This is a genomic window from Leptolyngbya sp. FACHB-60 (genome assembly GCF_014695775.1).
Classification (GTDB): Bacteria; Cyanobacteriota; Cyanobacteriia; order Phormidesmidales; family Phormidesmidaceae; genus Nodosilinea.
Genome location: NZ_JACJOX010000027.1, coordinates 1 through 12,571, shown reverse-complemented (window position 1 = coordinate 12,571; position 12,571 = coordinate 1). Strand labels below are relative to the sequence as shown.

Annotated in this window: 13 protein-coding genes; 7 read left to right on the top strand and 6 right to left on the bottom strand. The window is 57.2% G+C overall.

What is annotated here, in order from left to right:
• Nucleotides 1–71: 71 nt before the first annotated feature.
• The 3 genes from H6F57_RS10800 to H6F57_RS10790 all read right to left on the bottom strand — a co-directional run bounded on the left by H6F57_RS10800 (nt 72) and on the right by H6F57_RS10790 (nt 2,293).
• Nucleotides 72–980, bottom strand: a complete 909-nt coding sequence (locus tag H6F57_RS10800; protein WP_190630770.1) for a hypothetical protein — start codon at nt 978–980, stop codon at nt 72–74.
• A 284-nt stretch (nt 981–1,264) separates the two neighbouring features.
• The gene (locus tag H6F57_RS10795) at nt 1,265–1,870 is read right to left on the bottom strand and encodes a hypothetical protein (protein ID WP_190630768.1); all 606 of its coding nucleotides are present in this window, start codon (nt 1,868–1,870) and stop codon (nt 1,265–1,267) included.
• A gap of 108 nt (nt 1,871–1,978) precedes the next feature.
• On the bottom strand, nt 1,979–2,293 hold the full coding sequence (locus H6F57_RS10790; RefSeq protein WP_190630766.1) for a YkvA family protein: 315 nt from the start codon (nt 2,291–2,293) through the stop codon (nt 1,979–1,981).
• 260 nt (nt 2,294–2,553) lie between these two features.
• Between H6F57_RS10790 and upp the strand changes: the two genes are divergently transcribed.
• From upp to lysS, 4 genes are all read left to right on the top strand, one after another.
• A complete protein-coding gene (gene upp / locus H6F57_RS10785; RefSeq protein ID WP_190630765.1) occupies nt 2,554–3,207 on the top strand; it encodes a uracil phosphoribosyltransferase in 654 nt (217 codons plus the stop codon).
• Between the two features lie 157 nt (nt 3,208–3,364).
• Complete coding sequence (locus H6F57_RS10780; protein WP_190630763.1) at nt 3,365–3,691, top strand: hypothetical protein; 327 nt, start codon at nt 3,365–3,367, stop codon at nt 3,689–3,691.
• Between the two features lie 108 nt (nt 3,692–3,799).
• Nucleotides 3,800–4,084: a YggT family protein gene (locus H6F57_RS10775; RefSeq protein ID WP_190630761.1), complete on the top strand. Its 285-nt coding sequence runs from the start codon at nt 3,800–3,802 to the stop codon at nt 4,082–4,084.
• A 169-nt stretch (nt 4,085–4,253) separates the two neighbouring features.
• Nucleotides 4,254–5,795, top strand: coding sequence for a lysine--tRNA ligase (lysS, locus tag H6F57_RS10770; protein WP_190630759.1), 1,542 nt, complete (start codon nt 4,254–4,256; stop codon nt 5,793–5,795).
• Nucleotides 5,796–6,122: 327 nt separating this feature from the next.
• Here lysS and H6F57_RS10765 read toward each other — a convergent pair whose 3' ends face one another.
• Nucleotides 6,123–6,794 carry a helix-turn-helix domain-containing protein gene (locus H6F57_RS10765; protein WP_190630757.1) on the bottom strand — a complete coding sequence of 224 codons (672 nt, stop codon included), beginning with the start codon at nt 6,792–6,794 and terminating at the stop codon, nt 6,123–6,125.
• 27 nt (nt 6,795–6,821) lie between these two features.
• A complete protein-coding gene (locus H6F57_RS10760; protein ID WP_190630756.1) occupies nt 6,822–8,339 on the bottom strand; it encodes a hypothetical protein in 1,518 nt (505 codons plus the stop codon).
• A 203-nt stretch (nt 8,340–8,542) separates the two neighbouring features.
• On the opposite strand from H6F57_RS10760, the gene H6F57_RS10755 reads away from it, so the two are divergent.
• Nucleotides 8,543–8,908 carry an NfeD family protein gene (locus H6F57_RS10755; protein ID WP_190630754.1) on the top strand — a complete coding sequence of 122 codons (366 nt, stop codon included), beginning with the start codon at nt 8,543–8,545 and terminating at the stop codon, nt 8,906–8,908.
• A gap of 302 nt (nt 8,909–9,210) precedes the next feature.
• Here H6F57_RS10755 and H6F57_RS10750 read toward each other — a convergent pair whose 3' ends face one another.
• The gene (locus H6F57_RS10750; RefSeq protein ID WP_190630752.1) at nt 9,211–9,732 is read right to left on the bottom strand and encodes a phycobiliprotein lyase; all 522 of its coding nucleotides are present in this window, start codon (nt 9,730–9,732) and stop codon (nt 9,211–9,213) included.
• Between the two features lie 259 nt (nt 9,733–9,991).
• Between H6F57_RS10750 and hemE the strand changes: the two genes are divergently transcribed.
• Together hemE and H6F57_RS10740 are read left to right on the top strand one after the other, a co-directional pair.
• Entirely contained in the window at nt 9,992–11,053 is a 1,062-nt protein-coding gene (gene hemE / locus H6F57_RS10745) for a uroporphyrinogen decarboxylase (RefSeq protein ID WP_190630750.1), read from the top strand.
• Between the two features lie 111 nt (nt 11,054–11,164).
• Entirely contained in the window at nt 11,165–11,950 is a 786-nt protein-coding gene (locus H6F57_RS10740) for a PD-(D/E)XK nuclease family protein (RefSeq protein WP_190630749.1), read from the top strand.
• The last annotated feature ends 621 nt before the right edge of the window (nt 11,951–12,571 follow it).

Here is a 12,571-nt window from a genome sequence, read left to right as displayed (position 1 = left end):
AGCTGGGGACAGATCCAACGTCACGCTACCTCTAGCAAGATGCCTGTGATATTGCATCCTCCAGGGCAAATTTACATTCCTGCGTCTACGGGGCGGAATGACCTACAGGCCAACACGGGCGACGAATCTACCCCCTGAAGCGGGCACTTGGCCTGGCCACAGGAACGACAGTTGGCGTTGAGCAGATATTCCAAACTCCGCTGGCGGTAGAGGCTCACGTTTTGGCGAATATAGCCCTCAACTTCGAGCTCCGATAGGTCGTCGGCAATCAGAATCGCCTGGGGAGTTGCGAGTGACTGGCGGCTGAGGTTGATGGTGGCCAGGTTGTCGCAAAAGCTGGCCTGGGGCAAATGCACCACCACCGGTAGCTTTTGGGACTGGCTGCGAAAGCCCTCGGGGCGCTGCTGAGCATAGTGGTCTTTAAATTGCAGGGTGACGGTGCCGTCGGCGTAGCAGCGGCTGCGAATGTGGCGCTGAAAGGGCACGGTGAGAAACCCATCCGGGGCGAGGCTGTACCACCACGACTTGTGCCACCCCTGAGAGGGCAAGTTGAGAATGTGCTGCACCTCGTCGGCGTCAAAACCCGATCGCGCCAGCAGTGCCTCCGCCTCAGTCAGAGAAACATTTTGCGCCAGGGTGGCGAGGTCAGAGTGGCAGGGGGTGATCGCCTGGTATTCTCGATGGTTGTGAACATCTGGCAGCGGTGGCGCATCGGGGTAGGAGCCGGCCAGCACGCAGTTGATGTGTTCGAAGGTGAGCACAGCATCTATGCGGCCTTGGCTACTGGTCAGGGGAACGCCAACTTCAACGGTGACAGCGCCAATTTCGTGGGGGTGGGCGATCGCAGGCAAACTCTCGGTGAGCAGCGATCGCAAAAAACCATCGTCGGCCACGGCCAGAGCCAGTTGCGGGTCAGCGGCAGACAGGCTACTCCCCGACTGGGCTCGTTGAAAAGGCTGGGCGAGAGGAGAGCTAACCATAGGTAAACACTCGCCAAAGAGGAGTACCGCCATTGGGTTGGCCTAGATCTAGTCACCAAACCCATGGGTTTCACTGTTCTATCAAGCCAGCCAGCCGCTGGGGCACGCAACGCCAGGAAACGTTGCACAGGTTTGCACAGCGCAACGTAACCGCCTTACTTTGTTACCGTTTTTAGTGCCCCTAGTATCAGAACCGCATTCTCGATAAAAAAAGCGCCCCGACGATGTTACGTAAGGGGGCGCTTTGAGTTTTACCTAGAGTTCCAACACACAATCAACCCAAACTAGACGTTCGTCGAGTCATTCGCTGAGGTTTCGACATCATCCAGCACAACGATGCGAACGGGAGTGGGCGTAGTGGGCGCAGCCGGCTGGCCCAGTTTGCTGTAGGCCAGCGCTACTAAGGAGCGAAAGCCGCGTACTAGGGGTCGCACAGAGTCATAGCGATCGCTATATTCCGTGGCCATTTTGGCATCGAAGCGATCGATCTGGGTCTGTAGGCCAGACAGAAGCTGCTGAGCCCAGCCGACTTTTCGATCGTCGGCCAGATAGCGCAGGTCAGCAAAGATTTGCGCCCAGGTAGGGGCAGGGCCGCCGGTTTCGGTAGCCTCAGCGTTAATCGCTTCAGCTTGAACGGCCTCGACCACCGCATCGGCAACTGCTTCGGCCGCTACCGCGTCGGCCGCTTCGTTGGCCCGGAGTTGCTCAATCATTTCTGCCAGGGTTTTGCGGCCCTGGGTTTCGATTTCGCTGGAGCCTTCTCTGAGTTCGGCCAGGGCTTCGGCAGCGGCAGCTTTGACGATTTCACGGATGCGGCTGGCGCGCTGACCACCTTCTTTTTGGGCTTTTTCCCACTCGGTCTTAACGCGGTCTTGTACGGGGTTGGTCATGGGGATTGCTCCTAATTGAAAATGGGGTTGAAAGACTGTTGAATGGAGTTCAGCTTGGCGGCGGTGTTTTCTCACCGGCAGCGCTTCAACACTGAACCTAAAACGGGTTTAGCGAACAGCAACAGCATCTACATCAATGACTGTTTCACTGGTGTCTATGGATTCTGTCATTGCGATGGTCTCATCGACCTGGCGCAGATTGCGCCTGCGATCGAGCAGGATTTGGGTGATTTCGGTAACGGCTATCGTGGCGATGAGGCCGTCATCAAGCCAGCCTAAAACTGGGAAAACATCAGGAGCAATATCAATGGGGCTCACCAGATAAACCAGGGTGCCAAACAGCACAACCCAACGATATTTGGAGTTGCGTAACAACTGACGGTACCAGTTCATAAAGGGCTTACCAAAAAGTTGCTTTGCCATTGCTATCTCCTTTAGCTGACATCACTATCTTGACAAAAACAAAGGGTGAGTACAGGTGTGGCTTACCCTTGTAAAAACGGGGTTTTTACACCGAATAGACCGTAGGAGGAGAGCCGTAGATGTGGGGGTGGGGAGCGGATGGGTAGGGGGTGAGGGGTAGGGAGTGATGGTTTAGGCGGCCTCGGGTTCAGGTTGGCGAGGAATCGCGTCTCTGGGGGACTCCGGGGTATGATGTGGCAGATTTTGGTGGTAGCTGGGCTATGTCATCCTTTCAACTGCGTATTTATGTTCCGCCGCATCCTTTGGTTAAGCACTGGTTGGGGGTAGCCCGCGATGCTGATACGCCGGGGCCGCTGTTTCGCTCGGCGATGGAAGAACTGGGCCGCTGGCTCACCTACGAGGCCATCCGCGATTGGATTCCAACGATGGATACGACGGTGAATACGCCCCTCGGCCCGGCCCCGGCTACCTTTATTAATCCTGCGGTGCCGACGATGATCGTGCCGATTTTGCGGGCGGGGCTGGCGCTGATGCCCGGCATTCAGGCGCTCTTGCCCCTGGCCTCGGTTTACCACGTGGGCTTTGTGCGCAACGAAGAAACCCTAGAGGCTAGCTGCTACCTCAACAAGTTGCCGGCTCAGCTCGACCCCACCACGCGGGTGATTATCAGCGAGCCGATGCTGGCTACGGGCGGCACCATCATGGCGATGATGGATGAGCTGACTCAGCGGGGCATTGACCCAGCGGTGGTGCGAATCATTTCAATTGTGGCGGCACCTCCGGCCCTGCAAAAACTGGCGGCGGCCTACCCTGCGGTGACTATCTACACCGCCATGATTGACGAAGAAGTGAACGAGCACGGGTTTATTGTGCCGGGGCTGGGAGATGCGGGCGATCGCACCTTTGGCACCTAGCCCAATTGCCGCCTAAAATCCGTCAGAATGAAAGCGGGATTGGGGGCGATCGCTGGCTTTGTACTGTGCAGTTGGCCGGTTGCTTTGTCACAATTAGAGTATTGTAGGCTTCGGTTGTTTGGGTTTAGGTTCTTTGGGTGAGATGGATTAACGACCTATGAGTCAGCAAGACAATTTCGTCGGTGGATTTTTGCTCGGCACCCTGGTGGGTGGCGCTCTGGGCGGCGTGGTGGGTGCGCTGGCGGCCACGCGCATTCAGCAGTCGGGGGGCAAAGTTAAGTCTGCGTTACCCAAAACCAGCGGCAGCCTGGCCTTTGGCGAATTTGACGATCCAGACGAGGAGAGCATTGAAGCCGCCCGCCTCGGCTTAGAAGACAAAATTGCTCAGCTCAACGATGCGATCGATGACGTGCGGCAGCAGCTCGGCGGCATCAACGGCCACTCTGAGCACCCTTGGGAAAGCTCCTCCCGCATAGACTCTTAAGCAAATCTACCGGCTTCGTCTCGTGCTAGACGAAGCAAACCGTTACACTAACTGACAGACTTAGACGCTCCGTGTATTGTTGATAACGATTACTGCCGAGGTTCTCAAATGGACATATTGGTACAAACCCTCACCACGTTTTTATCGATCTATACGATCCTGCTGATCGTACGCATTCTTCTGAGCTGGTTTCCCAATGTGGATTGGTTTAGCCCGCCCTTCTCGGTGCTGAGCCAGCTGACCGACCCTTACCTCAACCTGTTTCGCTCAGTCATTCCTCCCCTGGGCGGCATTGACCTCTCGCCCATTCTGGCCTTTTTGCTGCTGTCGTTTTTGCGGCAGGGGTTGGTTGCGATCGCCGCCGCCACGGCATCGTCCTACGCCTACTTCTAGGCTGCTATTGTCAGATTTAACTTAAGCCTGACCGCTGGCTCCCTCCCGTTTGGAGAGGGGCTAGCGGTCAGGCTTAACTGCTTTAAAGGATTGCCGCTCTTGGCGGTGCGGGGGCCAGGGTTCCCTATAATGGGGGCTTGTGACGTTTTGCCATTACCTGCCCCTAGCTATGTCGTCTGATTCTAACCGCTCTGGCCAAAGTGCTTCTAGCCTTGAAGAAATTCGTGCAGCTCGCCTGCAAAAGGTAGACGACCTCAAGCAGCTGGGTCAAAACCCCTTTGCCTATCGGTGGGATGTCACTGACCATACCGCCGATCTACAGGCCAAATATACCGATTTAGAAGCTGGGGCCGAGGTGGATGCTCCAGTTTCCCTCGCCGGGAGAATTTTGGCGCGGCGGGTGTTTGGTAAGCTGGCCTTCTTTACTCTGCAAGACGAGAGCGGCATCATTCAGCTCTACCTTGAAAAAGCCACGATTCAAGAGAACATGAGCGCAGCGGATGAGCAGGCCTTTGAACACCTGAAGCAACTCACCGATGTGGGCGACATTCTCGGCGTGCGCGGCACCATCAAGCGCACCGAGAAGGGCGAACTCTCGGTTAAAGTGCAGGAATACGCCATACTCACCAAGGCGCTGCTGCCTCTGCCCGATAAGTGGCATGGCCTGACGGATGTGGCCAAGCGCTACCGCCAGCGCTACGTTGATTTGATCGTCAACCCCACCGTGCGCGACACCTTTCGCAAGCGGGCGCTGATTACCTCCGGCATTCGTCGTTACTTGGAAGACCGAGGCTTTTTAGAGATTGAAACCCCGGTGCTGCAAAGCGAGGCCGGGGGGGCCGAAGCGCGCCCCTTCATTACCTACCACAACACGCTGGAGATGGATCTCTACCTGCGCATCGCTACCGAGTTGCATTTGAAGCGACTGGTGGTGGGCGGCTTTGAGCGGGTGTTTGAGATTGGCCGCATCTTTCGCAACGAGGGCGTGTCGACCCGCCACAACCCTGAGTTCACTAGCGTAGAGTTTTACCAGGCCTATGCCGATTACCACGATCTGATGAATCTGACGGAAGACCTGATCGCTACTCTCGCTAAAGACATTCTAGGCACGCTCAAGATTACCTACCAAGGCGTAGACATTGACCTGACCCCACCCTGGAAGCGGGTGACGATGCATGACCTGGTGCAGGAGCACACCGGGCTAGATTTTCGCCAGTTCACCACGCTTGAAGCCGCCCAGGCAGCCGTTAAGGATCTCAAGCTGCACGGTGTCGGAGACTGCGACTCAATCGGCAAACTGCTGAATGAAGTCTTTGAGCAAAAAATTGAAGAAACCCTAATTCAGCCCACGTTTTTGATTGACCACCCGATCGAGATTTCGCCCCTGTCGAAGCCCCACCGCAGTCGGCCTGGGGTGGTGGAACGATTTGAGCTATTTGTGGTGGGCCGAGAGACCGCCAACGGCTTTTCGGAGTTGACTGACCCCATCGACCAGCGGCAGCGCTTTGAGCTGCAGGCGGCGCGCAAGGCGGCGGGCGATCTGGAAGCTACGGGGGTAGACGAAGACTTCCTCACGGCCCTAGAGCACGGTATGCCCCCAACCTGTGGTGAGGGCATTGGCATCGATCGCCTGGTGATGCTGCTCACCGATAGTCCCAGCATTCGCGATGTGATCGCTTTCCCGTTGCTGAAGCCAGAGCGGGAGGAGTAGGCGGGTAGGGGAGTGGATGGGTGGATGGGTTAGGCGAGGGAATGAGGAGGGAAATCCAAAATCGCCATTCCAAAATTGCTTGGCCTAACGAAAAGCTCCCCGCCTAGGCGGGGAGCTTTTCAAATATAGGGAGTTCAGCTAGAAAGTGGGGTTCTGTATAGTTAAGGATGCAGTGGGCTTGCCCGGTTATGACGTACCCATGCATAAGATTCCCATGCTGAGGCCCAAATTCCTTAGGAAGTCGAAAAAAAACTGAAACTTTGTTGGGTATTTATAGCTAGGGTAAAAGTTTTTCTTGAGCTGGCACCAAGTTGAGGACAATGGCGTCTAGGCCTGGATCTGCGCAACTTTGGCCCGATACAGCAGGCGATCGCCCTGCCGATATCCCACATGGCTGACCCTCACTGGCTGTCCTGGCGACAAAATGCCTGCCTTGGGTTGATGAATTTGCGGATCATAGGACACTTCGGCCCCAACCATTTCTATGGGGGTGACCCCCCAGCTCTGTACGAGGGTTTCTACGGGTCGCACCAGGGGAAGCAGTTTTTGGGCGGGAAGATCGGCCTTTTGCTGGGCGGCGTGGGCGGCGGTGGGCCACTGCACCAGCCAGGGCTCTAGCTGGGCAATCGCCTCCTGCTGCACCTGCTGGCGCACGGTTTCGGACTGGGTGGCGAGCTGGGTTTGGAGGCGATCGCACTCCTGCCGCAGAGCTTTAATTTGCTCCATCGCCTCAGTCCCAAAGCCCTCTCTTGACTGAGGCTTACTGGGCAAGCTAAACCTGTCTACCAAAGCCTCTAACGACAGTCCCAGAGCTTGGCCGAGGCCTTGCAGCACATCTACCCGCAGCCGCCTGACCTGTCCCTGGCGCAGGCTATTGATCGCCGAGCGGGGCACGCCGCTGGTCTGGCTGAGGGCACGGTAGCTGGCAATATTTGCCTGGGCCATCAGTGATCGCAGCGCTGGGCTGTGGTCTACCCGGTCAGAACTAGAACTTGCCATAGCCCTCCGCCAACGGTTGATGCTGTCTTAAAACTTGAGGTCTAACTCCTCCGGCGGACGGTTTTGCAGATCGGGGAGATTGCTGCCAGGAGTTGACTCCTGGCCGCGGAGGCCTTCGCCTAGGGGGTCGCGGGGTCGAGTTGCCGGCGGGGTCGTCGGACGAGCCGCTGGTGCCGTTTGACCAGTTGCTGGTGCCGTTTGACCACTGCCGCTGGCGGTACCGCCGCCCTGATTAATAATGACGGGCTGATTGGGTCGAGGGTTAAAGGTCTCGAAGGTAACGGCCCGCACTAGGGGCGGATTTTGACCATCGGTAACCCGCAAGGTCACGGTGGTAGTGCCCGATGGGCTGAGGGGCATCGACAGCGCCCCCTGGAGGCCCACCGTCCCCGGTGAAGGCAGCAGTTCAACTTTGGCCGTTGAGCCACCTTCTACCCGCCAGGCCACCTGGAAGCCAGGTATTTGCTGACCCGGTTCTACCGGCACTAAATATTTGGGCTGGGCCTCGCCCCCGTTGATGGTGAATGAGGCAATGCGCACTGGGCGGGGCTGAATATTCACTACTTCGCTCTGTTTAGCCGCCGGTAGCTCGCGATCGCCCAGGTTAGCCGGTACTGGGGTGAGCTCAAACTGGTATTGCCCCACCTCCAGCATGCCGCTGGGTACCCCCTGGCAAATCAGCCGGTCTTCAAGTTTGCAAAAGGGCTGAAGTTCTTCGGGCAGAGACACCTGGGCTGGGCTATCTGGTTTGCGCAGGGCAAACCGCCGTCCCCCTATGGTCGTGCCATCGGGCCGCTTGACCACCAGCAGTAGGTCTTGCAGACTGGCGGGGTTGGTCACAATCCAGCTGACACGAATGCCGGCATCGGTGACCGGCGGGGCCAGGGTCGGCGTGTTGGCCGAAACTTGGGTACCGGCTTCGGAATAAATCACCTGGTCGGGGGCAAGCTCGACCACGGTGGGCTGGGGCAGGTCGGCCACGGTGACTAGACTGCTCTCGGCCTCGATGGGGGCCAAGTTCAGATCCATATCGGGCAGCAGAGTCAGCTCAAAGCGGTATTGGCCAGGCTCACGCAGTTCGAGGGGCACTTCGCGACAGGTGAGCAGCCGTCTGGTCTGGTCGCAGTAGGGCAGCAGGCCAACCGGCAGCCCCTCCGACAGGTCGTAGGTCTCAGGGCCAAATACTAGGGTGCCGTCGGGGGCGTAGCCGCGCAGCAGCATGGTCTGCACCTGGCGAGGGTTGCTCACCTGCCAGCTCAGGAGTGGGCTTTCTCCCTGAGCGATCGCATACTCACTCTGGGAGGGTGAAATATCCATCACGTAGGGATGGGGTGGCGATCGCCAAAAGAACCACCACAGCAGACCGCCGAGGCCGCCAAGCGCTCCTGCCCCAGCGGCGATCGCCAATCTTCTCTGCCACCGAGGGCGCGGCAGCGGCGCGGGCAACGGTGCCAAGGTGATGGCCGCCGCTGTGGCTGCGCTCTCCACCTCCGGGTCGGATTTGAGTTCTGGCTCATGCCACTGTTCGATCTGAGACCCTGCCATAGCCGTTGTTTGTCCTCACATTCCAGGGCAGCATAGCGACTTAGCGGTGCCTCTGCCAACCACCCCGACCACCCATGCTCTAATGGTGACATTCTATCTATCTCAAGCGGCCCCTCTCTCTGAAGCTGTTATCTATCTCCAGGATGAGTTCTAAACTCTAGAACCCGTCGAGACTAGTCCTTATCCTACAAAAAGTTCGAGCCATGACAGACGACATGATAGAAGATGTCTTTCCCGAAGCTGATTCACCCCAAGATATTCAGTGGGCGTCTGACTCGGCTGATGAACCGACATTTCCAGAGGGAGCCTGGACGGATAAAACAGCTGTAGTTAGGGACTTTCTGGAGGGCAGAAAATACCAGGTCAAGTTTGAAGGAGTCTACTGGACTGCGATCGCCGCGTCCGCTGAAGCAAAGCTAGAACTCGGCGACACTGTAGTCGTTTTAGGCCGCGACGGCAACGAACTCATCGTGCAAAAGCTGCCCGAGGCTCAAACTAGCTTACAGCAGCCGTCTAACGTTGCAGTTGGCCCCGAGGAGCAAGCGCCCCTGCCAGAACCCCTGATCTAAATCATCTTCAGCGTCGTTTGGTTAACCGCAAATTTTGGTTGAGGTGCCCGCGACCAAGCGTTACTATCACTGAGCAGTGAGGATAGCTCTCACCCGCCAAGTTGAGTGACCGGGCGACGATAAGAGGTTTTTTTGCCTGGAGACATTACCGCACTACCGCAATGGTTTTGCCCGCTGAGCAGCTGCGTTTCTTGGGCCAACTCTACACCCGTTAGCCAGGGTAGCCTCACTGTTTCAACCGTGCTCAACATTAGGGAATGTCAACCCTCGGCTGTCGTCGGGGGATTTTTGGAAGAGAGTGCTCAGGCGGCAGGTTTGACTACGCCCATGCGAATTTCTGAGCAAAACGACGCTATTTGCACGTCATCCCCAATTTTGAGCACGCTGGTGCGCATGCGCAGGTTGGGATTCGCAAACCACAGGCGTTCTTCTATCTGCCCCGCGTCGGTGGGGGTCATGATAGTTAGCACGTCATCCTCAACCCGATAGCTGCCTTGGAGCGCTGGTGACGACGTAGGTGCCTGCACCAGTACTCCATCCCCGGCATCGGTGGGCGTCATCATCACCATCAGGGCACTGCTTTGAATTTTTTGGCTTTCGCCCTCAAGCTGGCTGTCTTGATGAATCCGCAGACCACAGGCGATTTGACCAGGGTCGTGGCCGAGGGTGGTGCAGACCTGGGCTAGATCGCCGTCGGTGGCAGGCAGAAACTCAATCAGCAGATTAGACTGCCCCGCTTGGGAACTCTGACTAGCCAGGTTGTGAATGGTGCGCTGAGAAAACCACTTACCGGCCAGGGTTTCAAAAAAGTTCACAATTTCCATGGGGATAATCTGCGTCTCGACAAATAGTCACAGTCTTTAATTCTACGGCGAAGCGCTCCATTTCTGGGCTTGTATTGAGGAGCATTTGCTCCGTAAAGAATCCCCTTCAATAGCTGGCTAATTGTGTACAAATGTTGCGAGGTAAAAAGTGCTGAACCCCTTTTCCCGTAAGAATTTAGAAGCATCACAGAGTGATAAGCTAACGGTTACGCTGAAAACTGTTTTGTAACGCTGTTCTTGTAAATTGGTGACGCCTTCCATGACCGCAGTGAACCAGGTACCTTTGTTGCTCCGCGCTGCCCGCCACGAAGTGCTGGAGCGCCCGCCGGTATGGATGATGCGTCAGGCGGGTCGCTACATGCAGGTGTACCGCGACCTGCGCGACAAGTATCCATCCTTTCGCGATCGCTCTGAGAACGCCGACCTGGCCATTGAGATCTCGCTTCAGCCCTGGCGCGCCTTTCGCCCCGACGGGGTGATCATGTTCTCCGACATTTTGACGCCGCTGCCGGGCATGGGCATTCCCTTCGACATCATTGAGAGCAAGGGGCCAATCATCGACCCGCCCATTCGCACCCAGGCTCAGATCGACGCGGTGCATGAGCTAGATCCTGAAACGGCGCTGCCCTACATTCGCACCATTCTGCAAACCCTGCGCCAGGAAGTCGGCAACGACGCTGCCGTACTGGGCTTTGTGGGGTCTCCCTGGACTTTGGCGGCCTACGCAGTGGAGGGCAAGACCTCTAAGAGCTACACCAACATCAAGGGCATGGCCTTTAGCGAGCCCGCCATGCTGCACACCCTGCTGGGCAAGCTGGCCGACAATATCGCCACCTACGTGCGCTACCAGATCGACTGCGGCGCTCAGGTGGTGCAACTGTTTGACTCCTGGGCCGGGCAGCTCAGCCCCATGGACTACCGCACCTTTGCCCTGCCCTACCAACAGCGGGTGGTGCAACAGGTGAAGCAGACCCACCCCGACACCCCCCTGATTCTCTACATCAGCGGTAGCGCCGGTGTGTTTGACCTGATGGGCGAGTCGGGGGTCGACATCGTCAGCGTGGACTGGACGATGGACATGGCCGAGGCCCGCCGCCGCCTCGGTCCCAGCATTGGCGTGCAGGGCAATATCGACCCGGCGATTTTGTTTGGTTCCCAGGATCTGATTCGCGATCGCATCCTCGATACCATCAAGAAAGCAGGCAATCGCGGCCACATTCTCAACCTGGGCCACGGCATTTTGCCCGGCACTCCTGAAGAGAACGCTGCCTACTTCTTTGAAACCGCCAAAAACATCGACAAGCTACTGGCGACTGTTTAGAGCAACGCCATAGAGGACTGTTGGAGGAGGGGTGCAGGGTTTAAGGTTTAAGGTACAAGGTTTGAAATAAAGCCTTGAACCCTAAACCTTGAACCCTGCACCCCTTTCCCTATGCTCTCCCTTACCCAGGGCCATTTACGCCTGCTGGAGATCTGCCCCCGGCGCTACCAATACACCTACCTGGAGCACCACACGGCACCCATGGATCCTGCTATGGCAGAGCGGCAGCGGTGGGGCACTGAGTTTCACCGGGTGATGCAGCAGCGAGATCTGGGTCTGCCTGTCGATGACTTGTTAAAAGAAGACGCTGCCCTAGAGGCGGCGGTACATAGCTTACTGGCCGCTGCGCCAGAGCTATTTTTGCCCCAGGTCGATGGCTTTCGCCAAAGCGAGCACCGTCGCACCCTGGCCTTTAACGGCTATGGGCTAACCGCCATTTATGACCTGCTGGTGATGGGGCCGACCAACGGCCAAATTGTCGATTGGAAGACCTACCAAAACCCGCCCCAGCTGGCCCAGCTAGCCCAAGATTGGCAGACTCGCCTATACTTCTATCTGCTGGTCGAAACCAGCCACTTGGCCCCAGAGCAGGTGACGATGACCTACTGGTTTGTCGCCCCTCCGACGGCTCAGGAGCGGTCTAAGCCGCCCAGCAGTATCACCATTGCCTACACTGACGCCCAGCACCGTCGCACCGAGGCCGACCTGCGACGATTGACCGACACCCTGACCGCCTTACTGGCCACTGAGAACAATCTGCCCAAGGTCGACCCGGCCTTGGGCTACTGTGCTCAGTGTCCCTTTGCGGTGCGCTGCCAGCGGTGGTCGGAGCGCTTTGGTCAGGAGGGGGTAATGACCTTGCCGGCGATCGCAGACATCGCCGAGGTGCCCCTATGAGCCTACTCCTGAGAATGTAAGGTCACGGAGTACCTACAGTTACCCTCGTTTTGACTGTAATGCAAGCAGTTAAGATCGGAGTTGTCGGTAGGCTGACCAAGGTCTTGCACAACTTATCTTCAAGGGCGTTTTCTCGATGACGCACCCCCTTATTTATGCAGTCTATGGCCCAGCAATTGCAGGCCTGCGAAGCCCGTTACCGCACCCTGTTTGACTACGCTCAGCTCGGCACCGTACTGGCCACGCCGAGAGCTATTACCTCGATGCCAACCCCGCCGACTACAAGATGTTTGGTTACAGCCGCGAGGAATTTGCGAGGTTGCACGCTGCTGACTTGGGAGTGCAAACCATCGTAGCCGCCTTAAAGGCCATCCAAAGTGGAGTTGACTACCAGCAAGAACGGCAGTTTCGCCGCTAGGATGGCACCCTATTTGCGTCGGAGGTGATCCGCACCCATTCTCACTGCAAAGTGCTGTTTCTCTCAGGCTATACCGACGATGCTGTGATTTATAGCTAAAGCCACTTAGGTTAGGACACTGCTTGCTTGAGGATTGACTCGATGGCAGCCCGCAAGCCATCGTCATGGGGAAGGAGTTTTCGAATGCGGCTTTTTAACCAACC

What these genes read in the sequence shown, in the direction of transcription:
- H6F57_RS10800 (WP_190630770.1), bottom strand. Translation starts at nt 980, where the DNA reads ATGGTTAGCTCTCCTCTCGCCCAGCCTTTTCAACGAGCCCAGTCGGGG.
- H6F57_RS10795 (WP_190630768.1), bottom strand. Translation starts at nt 1,870, where the DNA reads ATGACCAACCCCGTACAAGACCGCGTTAAGACCGAGTGGGAAAAAGCC.
- H6F57_RS10790 (WP_190630766.1), bottom strand. Translation starts at nt 2,293, where the DNA reads ATGGCAAAGCAACTTTTTGGTAAGCCCTTTATGAACTGGTACCGTCAG.
- upp (WP_190630765.1), top strand. Translation starts at nt 2,554, where the DNA reads ATGTCATCCTTTCAACTGCGTATTTATGTTCCGCCGCATCCTTTGGTT.
- H6F57_RS10780 (WP_190630763.1), top strand. Translation starts at nt 3,365, where the DNA reads ATGAGTCAGCAAGACAATTTCGTCGGTGGATTTTTGCTCGGCACCCTG.
- H6F57_RS10775 (WP_190630761.1), top strand. Translation starts at nt 3,800, where the DNA reads ATGGACATATTGGTACAAACCCTCACCACGTTTTTATCGATCTATACG.
- lysS (WP_190630759.1), top strand. Translation starts at nt 4,254, where the DNA reads ATGTCGTCTGATTCTAACCGCTCTGGCCAAAGTGCTTCTAGCCTTGAA.
- H6F57_RS10765 (WP_190630757.1), bottom strand. Translation starts at nt 6,794, where the DNA reads ATGGCAAGTTCTAGTTCTGACCGGGTAGACCACAGCCCAGCGCTGCGA.
- H6F57_RS10760 (WP_190630756.1), bottom strand. Translation starts at nt 8,339, where the DNA reads ATGGCAGGGTCTCAGATCGAACAGTGGCATGAGCCAGAACTCAAATCC.
- H6F57_RS10755 (WP_190630754.1), top strand. Translation starts at nt 8,543, where the DNA reads ATGACAGACGACATGATAGAAGATGTCTTTCCCGAAGCTGATTCACCC.
- H6F57_RS10750 (WP_190630752.1), bottom strand. Translation starts at nt 9,732, where the DNA reads ATGGAAATTGTGAACTTTTTTGAAACCCTGGCCGGTAAGTGGTTTTCT.
- hemE (WP_190630750.1), top strand. Translation starts at nt 9,992, where the DNA reads ATGACCGCAGTGAACCAGGTACCTTTGTTGCTCCGCGCTGCCCGCCAC.
- H6F57_RS10740 (WP_190630749.1), top strand. Translation starts at nt 11,165, where the DNA reads ATGCTCTCCCTTACCCAGGGCCATTTACGCCTGCTGGAGATCTGCCCC.